Origin of the sequence: Euhalothece natronophila Z-M001, assembly GCF_007904085.1 — a bacterium.
GTDB lineage: Bacteria > Cyanobacteriota > Cyanobacteriia > Cyanobacteriales > Rubidibacteraceae > Halothece > Halothece natronophila.
In genome coordinates this window covers 865,392-881,207 of record NZ_CP042326.1, presented here as the reverse complement: position 1 = coordinate 881,207, position 15,816 = coordinate 865,392, and the positions used below count along the sequence as shown (strand labels likewise).

Genomic DNA, 15,816 nt, shown 5'->3' with positions numbered 1-15,816 from the left:
AAAATAGTAGTAATTATTACGGAAAATTCAATTTAAACACTTTAGACTTGATTTATCTCAAGAGTAAATTAACTAAAGGAAAATCAAGCTCCCTACATTCAATTTTTGTTTTAGAAACTATCAAAAACAATAGATTAATAATTAGGAAGTTAATGACACTTTGCCTAACTTTTTCCAATAAGGGTTAAAATTTAAGGATAACTTCGCTATGGAGAGAGATCAGATGAAAGAGATGATAAAACTTTTTTTAGGCCTAACCACCATTACCGCTACTTTATTATTGGTAACTGAAACTGCCTCTGCACAAGCAGCTTATGGAAGTTATATGGGAGTTGGTGTTACCTACGGTAGCCAAGAAGATAGTCGGGGTCAAGGAGAACAATTTGGGGGAGTGATAGGCGTTCGTTATAAGCTGTTAGAAGCTCCCATTTCCCTGCGTACTCAGAGTTTAATTGGTGCAGGCACTGCTATTGTTCCAACAGTTTCTTATGATATTCCCATTAATTGGCAAACGGATGTTTATCTAGGAGCAGGCGCTTCCTTTGCTACAGGAGATTCTCCCTCTCCCGTGGGAGATCAAACCAGTTTTGCCATTCAGCCCGGTATTGACTTTATGGTTCCTGACGAAAATACTGTCTTATTTGGTAATGCGATTGTGACATTTGATGCCTTTCGTGAAGGCGGGGGAACTGCTTTTTCCTTACAAGGAGGAATGGGATTACAATTTTAATTGAGTTTAATTAATTTACAGACTTATGCTATATCATCAAATAATTTCAAAAGTTACTTTACAAGTTGGCTGTACTGTTCTTTTATTTGCACAGTTAAGTTGTGTTAATTCTTTAACAGATGAGGCTAATTCACTAGGCGAGGAGTTGAATGAGGAAACTTTATTACCTCAAGAGTCTAACAGTAACAATGAGGAAGTTTTACTGGCTCAAGCCGCTAATTGGAATAATGCGGAAATGATTCATGAAATTGAAAACCATCACGAGGAGGAAGTAACTGAATTAGCGTTTAGTCCTGATGGGCAATATTTAGCTAGTGTCAGTACCGATGCCATTAAAATTTGGAATGTGGAGTCTGGGGAACTTTTAAATGAGTTGGCTGGACATGAAACAGTAGAAGGAGGCTTAAAGGTTCCTGTTAGCGCGATCGCGTTTAGCCCTGATAGTCAAACCCTTGCTACTGCAAGTTGGAGTCAAGGATTATTTCCCCAAGATTCTCTCATTCTTTGGGATGTTCAAACCGGGAATCCCCAACAGAAATTAGCCGAAAACGGTTGTCGAGATCTCGAGTTTACCCCTAATGGCGGTTCTCTTTGGGCAGCTTGTGGTCGTGAAGTGCAACTTTGGAATCTCAGTAATGGCACCAAGGAACAAACCATTGAAGAGCAACCTGTTAGCGCGATCGCGCTTAGTCCTGATGGTCAAACCCTTGCAACTATTGGTGCTAATTTTGGCGACACCAGAGATAACACCAATGTTCGCCTCTGGGATGCCAGTAATCAGACTCAGACAGGGACATTATCCACAACAGACCCCCTTAAAACTGTTGCCTTTACCCCTGATGGGGAAAAATTAATTACCCAAAGTAATTATCCCGAGTCTGTTCAACAACTCACTGTCTGGGATTGGGAAAATGAGCAATCCCTGAATAGTTACGAGTATTTTGGTCGCTCTTCGGTTGCGGTTAGCCCTGATGGTTCTATGCTAGGAGGAGGATTTCGGAATGCCTTATTAGTGGATTTAGAAGGGAATCCAATTCAAAATAGTATTTTAATTCGCCAACAAGGAGGCGCAAGCGCGATCGCGTTTAGTGATGATGAGCAAACCTTAGCCTGGTCTGGACTACCATCCACTTATCCCTCTCCCATTATTCGTATTTGGCGAGCTGGTGCTTCCACCTCTGATCATGCAGAAAATGATCATCGTGCTAATTATGAAGCCCAAGAATTACCTGCCTCTCGCACCACTGAAAACCCAAAAACTTTTGCGGAAGAGACTTATGGTCTAACAGAGAAATTTGGCGCAACCGAGGAAAATATTATCAGCGAAGAAACTGCAACCAATCAAAAACTTGTCACTGTTACTCAAACCAACTTAAAAGATGACGCAATAGGAGCGGTACGATACCGTTTAGAATTTGAAAAACAAAGTGATAGCTCTTGGGAGCTCACTTGGGTCGGTCGCAAACAACAATGTCGTCGTGGACCAACAGAACCAAATGAGTGGACAACAGAGTTATGTGTCTAGCCAGCTACTTTTTCTAAAAGTTCCCATTGTGAGTATTCCACTAAAGCCTGTTGAATTAAATCAAACATCTGGTGACAGTGATTATCCTTTTGCAAAGGGAGTTCTTCATTTTTCATCACTAAATTCATACGTACTTCTTCTGGTGTGGCAGTAGTGCGGTCAATTAAGACTTCCGCTGTAACTAACTTCGGAAAAGGCGCGCGGTTTGGAACTTCCCGCGCCATAATATATTCTCCCGTATCGTAAATAATTTCCAAATGACAGGATTCTAAAATCTCCTTCAAAGAAGACTGTAATCGTTCTAAATCAATCGCAACCGAAAAGGTACAGGTATATCGAGCCATAGCGCAATGAGGGAGTAATCTAGTTAAGCATCTTCCTTATATTATCGAATCTAGTTTATCCATCACAAGAGGGAAATGATCAAAAACGCTTTCTTAAGCCTAACGGGATTAGAGAAAGCACTGAAATGATCCCCATGATTCGATAGTCTGTTCCTTGAACTTGATGAGCGTTCAGGACTACCGCTTATTCCAACTTTTGGATATTGTGAAATGCCATGACAATTAGAGAATCATTTTGTTTTAGTTTATCAAAGTAACTCCACCTCGGATTAAGAAGAATTTCACCATCCCCTCGTTTAATTCCAATGAGAAGGATCGGATTTTCAAGATGAGAAGCACTTTCTTCACTAATCCATTTACTTATTTCTGGAAAAGTTTTCCCATAAAGGTGGTTAGGGTATTTTCCAGGTTCAATAAAATAAAACTCGTTAGAATGATCAGAATAGGTTAATAATTGCTGGTAAATTAATGACATATTCCGAAAAACAGCACTTTGGGCAATAATGCCAGAACTATATTCTCGCGCTGAAACTACTTCATCCACACCCGCTTCTTTAAGGTGGCGATGGCGATCTAATTTGACTAATTCGCCGATAACATGGATATCTTTTTGTTGACCAGGAATTTCCTCTAAATGCTTAATCGCAAGGGCAATCAGGGCATTTTTTTCGTCGGGTCCCTCGCTTTCTTCATCGGCTAAGAGTATAATGGCTTTGGCTTGGGAGGCTTGGAATTTTTCTAATGTCGCATGATGAGTGGGATCAGCTTGAATAAAATGAATATTCTCTTGATCCTTTAATTCATTGACTTGTTCAATAACAGAAGCAGAAATAATAACAATATCTCGCGGGTGTCTTTTGTCTGCTTCTAGAAGTTGTTCAATGATTGCTGGGGCTTTTTCGTTCCAGTTACAAATGATAATGTGGTCTTGAAAGTTGGTCATTTTTTCTTCCTGTAATAGGGCACGGGTGACAAAAAAAGAGGAAACTTTACCCACGATCGCGCCGAAAGCAAAGGTTCCAAAAACTAAGAGAAATAATTGAATAATTCGTCCGGCAACAGTATTCGGTTTGTCAGGATATTCTCCCATTAAGGCAATGATGGCATTTTCAATAGCTTCCCAAGCCTCTGCTGTTGAATTTAACGCCCCTTCACTCCACAACAACAGAAAAATTAATCCCATAAATATCCCGAAAATAAGAAGGAGAATTAGAATTAAATTTAAACGCTTCTTTAGTTTTACTTTCATAGGGAGTGAGGATCATCATTATGCATTTGCTTCCGCGCCGCGTCTAATAAAATCCGTTTTTCCGATCGCGCAATTAAATCATAAACCCTTTCGACAGCAGATTCTTCTACAGAAATGCTACTAATCCCCCAACTTACGAGATAATCAATTAATTCGGGATATAAAGAAACCCCTTGTCCACAAATTGAACAAGGAATCCCCTCCTTTCTGGCTGTCTGAATGAGGCTTTTTAATAACTTCAGCATCGCAGGATGACATTCATTAAATTGTTGTCGAAATTCTCCTTGTTCGCGATCTACCCCAAATAATAATTGCGTGAGATCATTGGTTCCAATCGCAATTCCCTGAATCCCTGCTTTAATATAATCTTCTAATAAATAAACCACTGAGGGAACTTCTGCCATCATCCAGAGTTCACACTCAAAATTCATCTCTTTTAGTAACGTTTTGCAAAATTCTACTTCCTCAACATTTCGTACAAATGGTAGGATTAATTTAATATTTGAGTAGCCCTGACGTTGAAGATGTCGGAGGGCAAACATCTGGGCAGAAAAAAAATCAGGATTTTTAACATAACTATAAGTGCCCCGTTCCCCAAAAACCGAGTCATCTTCTTGTTGTACCGTCAACCAATCAGTAGAACGATAAAATATAGGACGTGGGAAAAAGGGATCAGCAAAATTACCAATCAATTGAGCTAATTTTTGAATAAAATTATTGCGATGAGAGGGAGACAGCCAACTAGAAAGGGATCTTTTTTGCAACAGGGGTAATAACATCAACTCCGAACGTAATAACCCCACCCCATCTACAGGTAAGTTAGCAATTTCGGTGGCACGATGATTCTGGGAAATATTGATCATTAAGGGGGTTGCTAGTACCGAATTTTTTTTGCCTACGAATAATGAGGGTTCTGTTGTTTGCGTTTCCTTTTGAGAGGGATGTAATACTTCTCCTTTATCCCCATCTATCATTACCTTTTCTTTCTCCTGTAAAGTTTGAATAGCCCCTTTTGCCCCTACTACAGCAGGAATATTCAATTCTCTAGCTAAAATTGCCCCATGAGAGGTCATTCCTCCCACTTCTGTAATTAATCCGCTAGCGTATTTAATGAGACTAACACTTTCGGTTGTTATTTTATGCGCGACTAAAATACTTCCTTTAGGAAAGGTGGCTTGAGCATTTTTTCTTAATAGATAAATTTTGCCTGTTGCTTGCCCTTTCGCTGCCCCAATTCCTTTTAATATTACTGGGGAAGGAGATGATTGAGAGGCAGTCATTGTCTTAGCAAGAGATGTTTGTAGCTTAAGTTGAGTTAAGTATAACTTAAAATTATCGTCTTGTCTTTGATGAGAGGGATCTTTAATTAGTATCCACTCACCAAAAAAGTTTTGCTGAGTCGTATTTTTTAAGGTCACCCCAAGACTAATTAATTGTAATAATTGCTCTGGAGCTAATATAGCGTTTTTTGTTTCCTTGAGAGAACTCACTTGTAACTGAGACTCAAGATGATAAATGCGAGTTTGATTTCCAGGTTGATGACTTTTAACTGAACGGGTTTTAGGATTAATTATGTAGCGTTCGGGTAAAACTTCTCCTCGCACTAAACTATGTCCTAATCCCTCTACTGCTTGAATTTCCAATGTTTTTGACTTAGTTTGAAAAGTCCCAGACGCGATCGCGCTATAAGCAGGTTGAATAATAATCGCTAATCCTAATTCTTCCCATGATATCTCCTGCTGTTGGCAATAAAATAAACTTTGGGCGCGAAATAATGATTGCCACACCTGTTTTAAGCCTGTAATGAGATCTTCTTTTTGACAAGCACAAAACTGGGACTCCCATAAGCCTGATATCATCCCTTGATCCTGCAAGAAAATTGGGGATGGACGGAGAATTAGATGAGAGGTTTTCCAAGTTGAAATTTCTTCCCAGAGTTGGTTTAGCCATTCCTCCTCTAATGTGGCACTGGCTACTTTTTGAATTAAGTCTTCAGCCGTGTTTTGTAAAATTTCATAGTTACTAAAGTCAAGATGAAAGGGAGATAAAGCCGAAAACTGATCCTTGCCTCCTAAAAGGGAAATTAAAATTTGACGGCTAACAATAATTCCAGGAAGAACCGGAAACCCTTTTTGTAAAATTTGACTCAGCGCGATCGCTTTTCCCCCCACTTCTGGCTGTTGAGAAATATCAATTGTTGCTAAATCATAAATACCATTAATTTTAACGACCATAAAGTTTTACAAATGAGGGAGCTAAAGGTTTACTATGAATTTTCCTTTCCTTTCACCACTTCAAATAGTGCCGAGTAATCTTGATCGCCTAAGCCTAATTCTAAAGCTGCTTCTAAAATAGTTTCCATGCCTTGCAAAGAAGAAACAGTTAAGCCTTCAGTTTTAGCTTCCTCTAAGAATAAGCGAGTATCCTTGAGTAAATGTTTAGTTGGAAAATTGGGATTACTATAATTGTGATCATTCATCCGATTTAATTTTTTATCAAATGTCGGCGCATACAAAGCACTTTCTCGTAATACCGACATAAAAGTTTCTACATCAACCCCCTCTTTTTTAATAAAAGATAAACTGAGAGAGAATGCTCCTGTTAAAGAGACAATTAACTGATTTAAGCCTAGTTTTAAGGCGGCGGCTTTGCCCACATCTCCCACTAAAAATGGTTGTCCTAAATGGGATAGAATGGGACTCCATTGGTTAAATTGTGCCTGGCTGCCTCCCACCATGATCTGTAATGTGCCAGACTGGGCTTGAGGGATGCTACCTAAAACCGGGGCTTCTAAATAATCTCCTCCTTGTGCTTTTATCTTATCAGTAAATTCTCGGGTTTCTCGTGGCGCGATCGTTCCCATCTGAATAACCGTGCGCCCTGATAAAGCTTTTGCGGTTTCTGAAGAGAGTAAAGTCTCAGTAATGGCAGTGGCATCACTTAACATTACCATAATGCCATCACAGGCCGAAACAAGGTTTTGGGGAGAAGTTGTAGTTTCAATTCCCACCTCTTTTAGGGGAGTTAATTTCTCAGCAGTGCGATTATACGCCATAATGGAAAGGTCAGTGGCTGCGAGCGTTTTTGCCATGGCTTGCCCCATTAAGCCTGTTCCCATTAAACCAATTTTCATTAACTTACTCCTAGAAATGCAACGAATATTTGCTTAAGCAGGATATCAAACAGAAAGTTTGTCAGGATCATTCTAAAAGTAGAAACTTACAGCAAAATTAAATCATGACCACAGAAACAACTCTCTTTAGTAACGCACCAGAAATTTCCGCCGATGACTATTGTGTATTTGGCGTTGCTACTTGCTATATTCGAGAAGAGGGAGAAACTAAGGAAGTAGAAGTCATTGAACCATTGCCCTCATCAAGTTTGGAATCGGTGTTACAAGGATCGGCTACCTCTTACAAAATGATTGCGGCTAAAATGGTGAAAGAAGTGTTTGATGGGGAAAACTTAATTAAGCCAGATGATTTTCCTCAGGGTGCAGATTTTGGTAGTGACTTAACCGAACGGATTATTGCGGCAGTTCGTACTTATAAGTATCATGATCACTTGCAATCGTCTTTTCCCTTGGGAACCGTGAAAACTGACTTAAATCATTCCATCAAACGAAAGCGAGTTTTAAATGCTGAACGCATGGTTCGCACAGAAGATAATGTTAAACAGCATCCTCATACTCATACCACAGTCTAAATGCTAGCGTTTCAGGGGGAATTAGCAGCGTTATTTGCTGCCTTTTTATGGGCAAGTTCATCAGTTGTTTACAGTCGCCTAGGGGAACAACTATCACCCTTATTCTTGAATTTTCTCAAAGGCGCGATCGCGCTTTTTCTCCTTGGTATTACCCTGTTAATTACCAGTAACGGAGTTCCCTATCTCCCTCGCTATTCCATTATCATTTTGACCATTAGTGGGGTAATTGGGGTGGGGTTTGGAGATACAGTTTTCTTCTCTAGCCTCAAGTATTTAGGCGCGAGACGGGCTTTACTCTTTGAAACCCTTGCTCCTCCTCTTGCTGCCATTATTGCCCTAATTTTCCTTCAAGAAGCCCTCTCCGTTTATTCTTGGCTTGGGATTGGGTTAACTCTTGTGGGAGTTGCTACCGTCATTAGTGAGCGAGCCAGTAATCAAGATATTACCCGAAATGAATTGATTGTGGGAAGTTTGTTAGGTTTAGGAGGCGCGATCGCGCAAGCAGTGGGGGCAGTTTTATCACGGGTGGCTTTCACTGACTTTGATGTTAGTCCGCTTTGGAGTACCACAATTCGCCTTACAGCAGGAACGCTTTTTTTAATCCCCTTACTCTATCCCTTACGCCAAGAACTACAAATTCCTTCCTTAAAATGGTCATGGCGTTTATGGACAATTATTTTTCTGACTGCCTTTGCTAGCACCTATTTAGCCATCTGGTTACAACAAATTTCCCTCAAATTTACAGCTACAGGAATTGCTCAAACTTTAAGTTCTACCAGTCCCCTATTTGTTCTGCCGATTGTGGCATTTTTGAAAGAACCAATTACTCTTCGCGCCGTTGGTGGCGTTATCATTTCTATTGCAGGAATTGCACTTTTGTTTATTTATTGAATATGACAATTAGCCACACTTTATGGGAACGAAATCAAGATCTTGCCCAAGCTAGCCTTAACCATCCTTTTGTACAAGGAATTGCAGATGGAAGCCTTGATCAGGGTTGTTTTGCCTTTTACGTTGGGCAAGATGTCTTTTTTCTTCAATCTTTTGCCCGTGCTTATAGCATTGCCGCGGCTAAAGCCCCAGACTGGGAAGGGTTTAATGACTTTCATCAACTCGCTGGTGGCGTGTTAGAAGAACTGAATTTACATCAAACTTATGCTCAACAATGGGGGGTTAATTTACAACAAGTGACCCCATCCTTAGCAACTCGCCGCTATACAGATTTTCTCCTCGCAACCGTCTGGGGAAAAGATGTGGGCGTAACCGCTGCTGCCATGACTCCCTGTATGCGTTTGTACTATTTTCTTGGCACTGAATTAGCCAAAAATGGCATTGGGAATCACCAATATAGTGATTGGATTGAAACCTATAGTAGTTCTGAGTTTAAGGAATTAGTCAATAATTTAGAATCTCTAGTGGAGCGTTACGTTACCACCGAAGAAGAAGCAAATGATCATTACCGCTATGCCCTACTCTGTGAGCATGATTTCTTTGCCACAAGCTGGCTTAGTGGGGGTGGAGAGACTTGAACTCTCACGACCTATAACGGTCAACGGATTTTAAGTCCGCAGCGTCTACCATTCCGCCACACCCCCAAGAAAATTGGGATAGTAAGCTAGGAGAGAAGTTATTTCCTCTCAGCTTTTCCATTAAAGCATTATCATTTAAATTATGCAACCCCAATCCTGAAAAAAAAATTGGCATCGATCCCTTAAACTGTAAAGAACACAATGACATGATGGTATTAAGGAGGCATTTGGAACAATGGTGAAATTTCACATCAAACTGGAAAGCGAAATTCCAGCCTCCAAACAGCTATTTGATCAAATTCAATTCGCGATCGCGTCTCGACAGTATCCCCCTGGGCATCGCCTTCCCAGCACCCGTCAACTTGCGATGATGACAGGGTTACATCGTAACACCATTAGCAAAGTTTATCGGCAACTAGAAGAGACAGGGCTAGTTGAGTCTTTAGCAGGCTCAGGAATTTATGTTAAAGCCCAAGGTCACGAAGGAGGCAAAAAATATACCACAGCGCAAACCGTTGCAGGAGCAGAGGAAATTCCCGAAACTGCTTATCAAATTGTACAAGACGGAATTAACGAATTACTCGGTTTAGGCTGTTCCCTACAACAGGTGCGAGAAATTTTTCTCTCGGAAATTAACTGGCGGTTACAATGCAGCGCCCAAGTATTAGTAACAGTTCCTCAGAGCGATATTGGCGCAGGAAAAATGATTTTGCAAGATATTGAACCCATGTTAGGGATTCCTACACAGCTAGTGCCCCTAGAACAACTGTCAGGAGTTTTAGAAGAAACCGAGTCCGCAACTGTTGTCACCAGTCGTTATTATATTAAAGATGCCGACGCGATCGCGGCTCCTAAGTCAGCCCGAGTGATTCCCGTTGATATTAATACTTACGCTAAAGAAATTAAAATCATTACTAACCTTAAAAATAATAGCTGTCTTGGAATTGTTACCCTCAGTTCTCGCTTTCTAGAAGCAGCGGAACGGATTATTCACAGTTTACGAGGGGAAGAAATTTTAGTCATGGCAGCGCAAGCAAATGACTCTCCAAAACTTAAAGCAATTGTGCGCTCGGCACAAACAATTATCTGTGACCAATCAAGTTATGCACAAGTTAAGCAAGTTGTCAATCAAATGTCAGAAGACTTAATTCGTTATCCTGAAGTGATCTGTAGCGATAACTATATCAGCGCCGACTCAATTCGGCTACTACGACAAGAACTAGGACTGGGTTACTCATAAAAAATTGGTAAGAAGTTATAAGATTTCTGAGATTTTGCCCCCAAAGTAACGTATCATCAAGGGTAAACTTTTGAAAAATTTATTATAAGGAGGTTCAACTATGTCCTTACCTTTGTTGAACTATATCCCTTCTAGCCAAAATCAGCGCGTAGAAGGATATGAAGTCCCTGGGGAAGAGCAATTGAAAACCACCTCAGCAATGATGCAATCTGAGGATGAGGTGCAAGCCATTATTTGGGCAGCCTATCGGCAAATTTTTAGCGAACACCAACTGCTAACCTGTAACCGTCAAAGCCTGCTCGAATCGCAATTGCGCTATGGTCAAATCAGTGTCAAAGACTTTATTCGAGGCTTAATGACCTCCGATTCTTTCTGGCGCATGAACTATGAACCCAATAGCAATTATCGCTTTGTAGAACTTTGTGTTCAACGTGCCCTAGGGCGAGATGTTTATAATGAGCAAGAAAAAATTGCTTGGTCAATTGTCGTTGCCACTAAAGGGGTTAATGGCTTCGTTGAAGACTTACTCAATACTGAAGAGTATCTCAATAACTTTGGCGAAGATACCGTTCCCTATCAGCAGCGACGAGTTCTTCCCCAAAAAGATGGGGGCGAAACGCCCTTTAATCTCAAAACCCCTCGTTATGGCCCTTACTACCGTCAGCAATTAGGCTTCCCTCAAATTGTTTGGCAAAACGAAGTACGCCGTTTCACTCCCCAAGAGAAAAAACCTCAAGCCGGCGATCCTCGCTTATATCTCGATGTTGCTCGTGGTTTGAGTAGCGCTCAAGGTAACCGGGTACCATCGAAAGTTTCTGCGATGAATATTGACTACAACAACAAAGTTCCTTATCGTCGCTTTAGCTAAATTGTCGAGAGTTACTTAAAACTCTCAACGAGAGAGAGGATCACTGATTAGCAGGGTGATTTGCATTGATTCGTAAGTTATCTTGTTAATTAGTGATCCTTTTTGCTTTGTTACCCGTCTATAGCGATAATGGAATTATCATTGTCTTAATTTCAAGAATACGCAAGTATGGTCTTAACAGAAACAACCCAACAGCCAGCAGGAAGCCACTTTCTCAAGGAGATTGCTAACTCTCCCAATCAATCATTACTCCCCCTAACGGCAAAAGTAAACAGTCAAGATCATTTAGAAATTGGTGGCTGTGATGTGACTGAACTGGTAAAAAAGTTTGGTTCCCCTCTCTACATTATGGATGAACACAGTATTCGTGTCGCTTGTCGTCAGTATCGAGAAGGATTTGCCAATCATTATTCTGGAGACTCGTTAGTCATTTATGCCTCAAAAGCCCTCAACTGTCTAGGAATTTGCGCTTTAGTGGGAAGCGAAGGGTTAGGAATTGATGTTGCCTCCGGGGGAGAACTTTACACTGCTCTACAAGCAGGGATTTCCCCTGAGAAAATTTACTTTCATGGCAATAATAAGTCCCCTCAGGAACTCCGAGAAGGGATTGACTGTGGTTGCACCATTGTTGCAGACAACTGGCTAGAACTAAAAACTTTAGCCGCAATTGCCCAAGGGACATCTACCAAAGTAATGTTAAGGGTCACCCCTGGCATTGAGTGCCATACTCATGAGTATATTCGCACGGGACACCTTGATAGTAAATTTGGTTTTGATCCCAACCAAGTAGAAGAAGTTTTTAATTTTCTCCAACAAACCCCTAATTTAGATTTTGTTGGGCTTCATGCCCATATTGGTTCCCAAATATTTGAACGCCAACCCCATCAAGATTTAGCTTCAGTTTTAGTAGATTGGTTAAAACAAGCCATGAATTTAGGCTTACCCGTTCGAGAATTAAATGTGGGCGGTGGATTAGGCATTCGCTACACCGAAGCAGATGATCCACCTAGTATTGAGGAATGGACTCAAGCAGTGGCTAAAGCTGTAGAAGAAGCCTGTGAAAACGCTAATATTGACTTACCCAAGCTCATTTGTGAACCGGGGCGATCCTTAGTGGGCACCACTGGGATTACTGCTTACACTGTTGGCTCAGAAAAAACGGTTCCTGAAACACGCACCTATATTGCGGTCGATGGAGGAATGTCTGATAATGCCCGTCCCATTACTTATGAGTCTGTGTATCGATCGCTGCTAGCCAATCAAATGTCAGCCAGTGCAAACAAAACCGTTACTGTGGCGGGTAAACATTGTGAGTCGGGAGATGTTTTAATAAAAGAAGCGTTGTTGCCTCCTACCACTGCTGGCGATATCCTAGTGGTTATGAGTACCGGTGCTTATGGTTATAGCATGGCTTCTAATTATAATCGTCTGTTACGTCCGGCTATGATTTTAGTGCATGAGGGAAACGCTGATGTCATTATTGATCGTGAAACCTATCAAGATTTAATCGCTCAGGATCGCTTACCCACAAGGCTGAAGGCAAATAAATAATCCGTTATTGGTTAACTTTAAACAGAATAGTGATGCTCTCACTAATCAAGTATCTATAAAGTGATCAATAACCCACAACAGTTTCTAGATCAAATAACGTATTCATAACATTGTCCAATCTCGCCTGTTTAACCCATAATGCCCCCCCAAGGCTTATCTCATCTTCTTCATTGGTTGCCTAATTGGTCCCTAGTCTTTTTTGATATCTCCCTAGCTGTTCTTTTCTTTTATGTTGCGATCCGCGCTTTAGGGGAATCAAAAAGTCGCCCCCGTTGGATTATTCAGGGATTTGTGATTTTTTCTGGTGTTTTACTAGCCCTGAGTTATTTCAGCCAGTGGCTGGGACTAACGGTATTACCAATGGTGATAGAAAAACTATTAACAGGTGGGGCTGTGGCAATACTGGTAATTCTACAGTCAGAGTTTCGACGTTTTTTAGAACAATTAGGACGTGGAGAAGTACGACAATTATTTCCATCCTCTAGCAATGATCAGCTTCAACCAGATAATATCTTGGATCAAATTTTAGATGCTGTGCGAGAATTATCTCAAAAGCGGATTGGGGCTTTGCTGTTATTGGAAACCAATGAACCCATTGATACAAGAGAATTTAGAAACGCGGGAGTGATTTTAGATGCAGAAATTTCAAGCGAATTACTTCAAACCCTCTTCCAAACGACAACCGTTTTACATGACGGGGCAGTGGTATTGAGGGGATCCCGAGTGGTGGCTGCTTCTGTTATTTTACCCTTAACGGAGAAAAGTTTATCTCGTCAATTAGGAACCCGCCATCGGGCAGCTATTGGTATTACCGAACGAGTATCTGATTGTTTATGCATTATTGTTTCAGAAGAAACGGGATCAATTTCTTTAGCTGAACAAGGTAATTTACAAAGACCTTTGACTCGAAGTCGTCTTAGGGAACTGTTAGAATTAAGGTTTGCTCCTAGTGTAGAAAGAGAAACTGTCGCTCAAGATTTTAGTCGCTTAACCCGTGAAATTAGCTCTCAAGGAAAAGCGATTATTAAAAAAAGTGTCCATTTTTTATCCTCAAAATCTAATCGCAAAAAATAGCCGATGCCATCTGTCTTACAAGAACTTCCTCCAGATTTAGATAAAAATCGTCTTCCCCAACAAGTGGCGGTCATTATGGATGGTAATGGTCGCTGGGCAAAAAAACGTGGCTATCCGCGAGTAATGGGACATCGCAAGGGAGTTGAAGCTCTCAAAGAGTTACTGCGTTGTTGTCGTGATTGGGGAATTTCTGGTTTAACTGCTTATGCCTTCTCCACAGAAAATTGGGGACGACCAGAAGAAGAGGTGACGTTTTTAATGACCTTATTTGAGCGGGTATTACGTCGAGAGTTGACGGAAATGATGACCGAACAGGTGCGGATTCGCTTTGTGGGCAATTTAAGCGCTCTTCCAGAGTCGTTACAAGCAGAGATTGCTGAGGCAATGGAAAAAACAGCAGATAATCAGGGGATTGAATTTACCGTAGCCACAAATTATGGAGGAAGACAGGAAATATTAAGGGCTTGTCGCGCGATCGCGCAACAGGTACAAAAGGGAAAAATTGAACCTGAAAACATTGATGAGTCTTTATTTACCGAACATCTCTATACTGCAAATATTCGAGATCCTGATTTATTAATCCGAACTAGCGGAGAAATGCGAATTAGTAATTTTTTACTATGGCAACTTGCCTATGCAGAAATCTATGTCACCGATACCCTATGGCCAGATTTTGATCGCAACGCTTTTCATAAAGCATTACAGGCTTTTCAGAAGCGCGATCGGCGATTTGGTAAAATCCGTCAGTAGAACTTTGGGATAAAATTTTAAGTATGTTCAATTCCCCTTCTATTCACATAGTAACCAATATTTTTTTTAACTCTCCCTTTTATTTAGCTTTTCTGGGGGAGGATAATGAATAGTTGTCGCTACAAAGTTGGGATTACTCTAGGAACACGACCAGAAGCGATTAAACTGGCTCCAGTAATAAAAAAATGCCAGCAATCTCCCTTACTAGATACCTCTGTTATCCTGACTGGACAACATCGAGAAATGGTTGCCCAAGTAATGGAGTTATTTCAGCTGCAATCAAATCAAGACCTCGAAATTATGCAAGCTGAACAAACTTTGAGTGATATTACTTGTCGGAGTCTTCAGGGCTTAGAAAAACTTTTTTGTGAGCTTAAGCCTGATTTAGTAATGACTCAAGGGGATACCACCACCGCTTTTGCAGCGACTCTTGCTGCCTTTTATCAACAAATTCCCATTGCTCACGTAGAAGCGGGACTCCGTTCTAATCACATTTATAATCCTTATCCTGAAGAAGCAAACCGCCGTCTCATTAGTCAACTTGCCCAACTTAACTTTGCTCCTACGCAAGCAGCAGTCAAAAACCTACAAAAGTCAGGAGTGGTTGGAGAGATTCATCTCACTGGCAACACTGTGATTGACGCTTTACTGACTATGGCACAGCGTTATCCCCCTTGCAATATCTCAAAATTAAATTGGAATCAATATCGAGTTCTATTGGCAACGGTTCACCGTCGTGAAAATTGGGGGGAACCACTAACAGGTATTATTGAAGGGTTTCAATTAATTTTGGACAAATTTCCTGATACAGCCTTATTACTCCCTTTACACCGTAATCCTAAGGTTCGTAATCCCATTAAAGCAACGTTAGGAAATCATCCTCGGGTTTTTTTAACTGAACCCTTAGACTATTCTGAATTAGTGGGAGCGATGCAACGTTGTTATTTATTATTAACTGACTCAGGGGGGTTACAAGAAGAAGCGCCCAGTTTAGGAAAGCCTGTTTTAGTCTTACGAGAAAATACAGAACGCACAGAGGCAGTACAAGCAGGAACAGCGAGATTAGTGGGAACTAATGCTCTTAATATTCTTACGGTTACCAGTGAGTTATTAGAAAATACTGACGTTTATGAGCAAATGGCAATGGCAATTAATCCCTTTGGCGACGGTGAGTCAGCTTCTCGTATTGTTAAGATTATTGAGCGTTATTTAAGTACACAAAATGGTCATTAGTCATTAGTCATTGGTTTA

General features: G+C 40.8%; 15 protein-coding genes and 1 tRNA gene. 11 read left to right on the top strand and 5 right to left on the bottom strand.

Annotation, left to right across the window (positions count from 1 at the left end; translation table 11 throughout):
• Positions 1-208 precede the first annotated feature (208 nt).
• On the top strand, positions 209-730 hold the full coding sequence (locus FRE64_RS04105; protein ID WP_246140390.1) for a hypothetical protein: 522 nt from the start codon (positions 209-211) through the stop codon (positions 728-730).
• Between the two features lie 25 nt (positions 731-755).
• On the top strand, positions 756-2,255 hold the full coding sequence (locus tag FRE64_RS04100) for a WD40 repeat domain-containing protein (protein WP_146294791.1): 1,500 nt from the start codon (positions 756-758) through the stop codon (positions 2,253-2,255).
• Here FRE64_RS04100 and FRE64_RS04095 read toward each other — a convergent pair.
• From FRE64_RS04095 to FRE64_RS04080, 4 genes are all read right to left on the bottom strand, one after another.
• Positions 2,252-2,599 carry a hypothetical protein gene (locus FRE64_RS04095; RefSeq protein WP_146294790.1) on the bottom strand — a complete coding sequence of 116 codons (348 nt, stop codon included), beginning with the start codon at positions 2,597-2,599 and terminating at the stop codon, positions 2,252-2,254. The genes FRE64_RS04100 and FRE64_RS04095 overlap by 4 nt on opposite strands.
• 184 nt (positions 2,600-2,783) lie before the next feature.
• Positions 2,784-3,782: a potassium channel family protein gene (locus tag FRE64_RS04090; RefSeq protein ID WP_222597857.1), complete on the bottom strand. Its 999-nt coding sequence runs from the start codon at positions 3,780-3,782 to the stop codon at positions 2,784-2,786.
• 62 nt (positions 3,783-3,844) lie between these two features.
• On the bottom strand, positions 3,845-6,082 hold the full coding sequence (locus FRE64_RS04085; RefSeq protein ID WP_146294788.1) for a putative PEP-binding protein: 2,238 nt from the start codon (positions 6,080-6,082) through the stop codon (positions 3,845-3,847).
• A gap of 32 nt (positions 6,083-6,114) precedes the next feature.
• On the bottom strand, positions 6,115-6,981 hold the full coding sequence (locus FRE64_RS04080; RefSeq protein WP_146294787.1) for an NAD(P)-dependent oxidoreductase: 867 nt from the start codon (positions 6,979-6,981) through the stop codon (positions 6,115-6,117).
• A 104-nt stretch (positions 6,982-7,085) separates the two neighbouring features.
• Between FRE64_RS04080 and FRE64_RS04075 the strand changes: the two genes are divergently transcribed.
• From FRE64_RS04075 to FRE64_RS04065, 3 genes are read left to right on the top strand one after another with little or no spacing between them, the layout of a single operon-like run.
• Entirely contained in the window at positions 7,086-7,553 is a 468-nt protein-coding gene (locus FRE64_RS04075) for a hypothetical protein (protein WP_146294786.1), read from the top strand.
• Positions 7,554-8,444, top strand: coding sequence for a DMT family transporter (locus tag FRE64_RS04070; RefSeq protein ID WP_146294785.1), 891 nt, complete (start codon positions 7,554-7,556; stop codon positions 8,442-8,444).
• Between the two features lie 2 nt (positions 8,445-8,446).
• Positions 8,447-9,082 carry a TenA family protein gene (locus FRE64_RS04065; RefSeq protein ID WP_146294784.1) on the top strand — a complete coding sequence of 212 codons (636 nt, stop codon included), beginning with the start codon at positions 8,447-8,449 and terminating at the stop codon, positions 9,080-9,082.
• Here the strand turns inward: FRE64_RS04065 and FRE64_RS04060 are convergent.
• A tRNA-Leu gene (locus FRE64_RS04060) sits at positions 9,064-9,148 on the bottom strand. The two genes, FRE64_RS04065 and FRE64_RS04060, sit on opposite strands and share 19 nt — an antisense overlap.
• A gap of 169 nt (positions 9,149-9,317) precedes the next feature.
• Between FRE64_RS04060 and FRE64_RS04055 the strand changes: the two genes are divergently transcribed.
• The 6 genes from FRE64_RS04055 (at position 9,318) to wecB (ending at position 15,798) form a co-directional block, all read left to right on the top strand.
• Positions 9,318-10,322, top strand: a complete 1,005-nt coding sequence (locus FRE64_RS04055) for a GntR family transcriptional regulator (RefSeq protein ID WP_146294783.1) — start codon at positions 9,318-9,320, stop codon at positions 10,320-10,322.
• A gap of 100 nt (positions 10,323-10,422) precedes the next feature.
• On the top strand, positions 10,423-11,190 hold the full coding sequence (locus FRE64_RS04050) for a phycobilisome rod-core linker polypeptide (RefSeq protein ID WP_146294782.1): 768 nt from the start codon (positions 10,423-10,425) through the stop codon (positions 11,188-11,190).
• A 168-nt stretch (positions 11,191-11,358) separates the two neighbouring features.
• Positions 11,359-12,741 carry a diaminopimelate decarboxylase gene (gene lysA, locus FRE64_RS04045; protein ID WP_146294781.1) on the top strand — a complete coding sequence of 461 codons (1,383 nt, stop codon included), beginning with the start codon at positions 11,359-11,361 and terminating at the stop codon, positions 12,739-12,741.
• Positions 12,742-12,879: 138 nt separating this feature from the next.
• The gene (cdaA, locus tag FRE64_RS04040) at positions 12,880-13,815 is read left to right on the top strand and encodes a diadenylate cyclase CdaA (protein ID WP_146294780.1); all 936 of its coding nucleotides are present in this window, start codon (positions 12,880-12,882) and stop codon (positions 13,813-13,815) included.
• A gap of 3 nt (positions 13,816-13,818) precedes the next feature.
• Positions 13,819-14,565, top strand: coding sequence for an isoprenyl transferase (locus tag FRE64_RS04035; RefSeq protein ID WP_146294779.1), 747 nt, complete (start codon positions 13,819-13,821; stop codon positions 14,563-14,565).
• Between the two features lie 105 nt (positions 14,566-14,670).
• Positions 14,671-15,798: a non-hydrolyzing UDP-N-acetylglucosamine 2-epimerase gene (gene wecB / locus FRE64_RS04030; RefSeq protein ID WP_146294778.1), complete on the top strand. Its 1,128-nt coding sequence runs from the start codon at positions 14,671-14,673 to the stop codon at positions 15,796-15,798.
• Positions 15,799-15,816 lie beyond the last annotated feature (18 nt).

Excerpts from the sequence above, each read along its gene's own strand:
- FRE64_RS04105 (WP_246140390.1), top strand. The coding sequence starts at position 209 with ATGGAGAGAGATCAGATGAAAGAGATGATAAAACTTTTTTTAGGCCTA.
- FRE64_RS04075 (WP_146294786.1), top strand. The coding sequence starts at position 7,086 with ATGACCACAGAAACAACTCTCTTTAGTAACGCACCAGAAATTTCCGCC.
- lysA (WP_146294781.1), top strand. The coding sequence starts at position 11,359 with ATGGTCTTAACAGAAACAACCCAACAGCCAGCAGGAAGCCACTTTCTC.
- FRE64_RS04050 (WP_146294782.1), top strand. The coding sequence starts at position 10,423 with ATGTCCTTACCTTTGTTGAACTATATCCCTTCTAGCCAAAATCAGCGC.
- FRE64_RS04095 (WP_146294790.1), bottom strand. The coding sequence starts at position 2,599 with ATGGCTCGATATACCTGTACCTTTTCGGTTGCGATTGATTTAGAACGA.
- FRE64_RS04090 (WP_222597857.1), bottom strand. The coding sequence starts at position 3,782 with ATGGGATTAATTTTTCTGTTGTTGTGGAGTGAAGGGGCGTTAAATTCA.
- cdaA (WP_146294780.1), top strand. The coding sequence starts at position 12,880 with ATGCCCCCCCAAGGCTTATCTCATCTTCTTCATTGGTTGCCTAATTGG.
- FRE64_RS04070 (WP_146294785.1), top strand. The coding sequence starts at position 7,554 with ATGCTAGCGTTTCAGGGGGAATTAGCAGCGTTATTTGCTGCCTTTTTA.
- FRE64_RS04055 (WP_146294783.1), top strand. The coding sequence starts at position 9,318 with ATGGTGAAATTTCACATCAAACTGGAAAGCGAAATTCCAGCCTCCAAA.
- FRE64_RS04065 (WP_146294784.1), top strand. The coding sequence starts at position 8,447 with ATGACAATTAGCCACACTTTATGGGAACGAAATCAAGATCTTGCCCAA.
- FRE64_RS04100 (WP_146294791.1), top strand. The coding sequence starts at position 756 with ATGCTATATCATCAAATAATTTCAAAAGTTACTTTACAAGTTGGCTGT.
- wecB (WP_146294778.1), top strand. The coding sequence starts at position 14,671 with ATGAATAGTTGTCGCTACAAAGTTGGGATTACTCTAGGAACACGACCA.
- FRE64_RS04085 (WP_146294788.1), bottom strand. The coding sequence starts at position 6,082 with ATGGTCGTTAAAATTAATGGTATTTATGATTTAGCAACAATTGATATT.
- FRE64_RS04035 (WP_146294779.1), top strand. The coding sequence starts at position 13,819 with ATGCCATCTGTCTTACAAGAACTTCCTCCAGATTTAGATAAAAATCGT.
- FRE64_RS04080 (WP_146294787.1), bottom strand. The coding sequence starts at position 6,981 with ATGAAAATTGGTTTAATGGGAACAGGCTTAATGGGGCAAGCCATGGCA.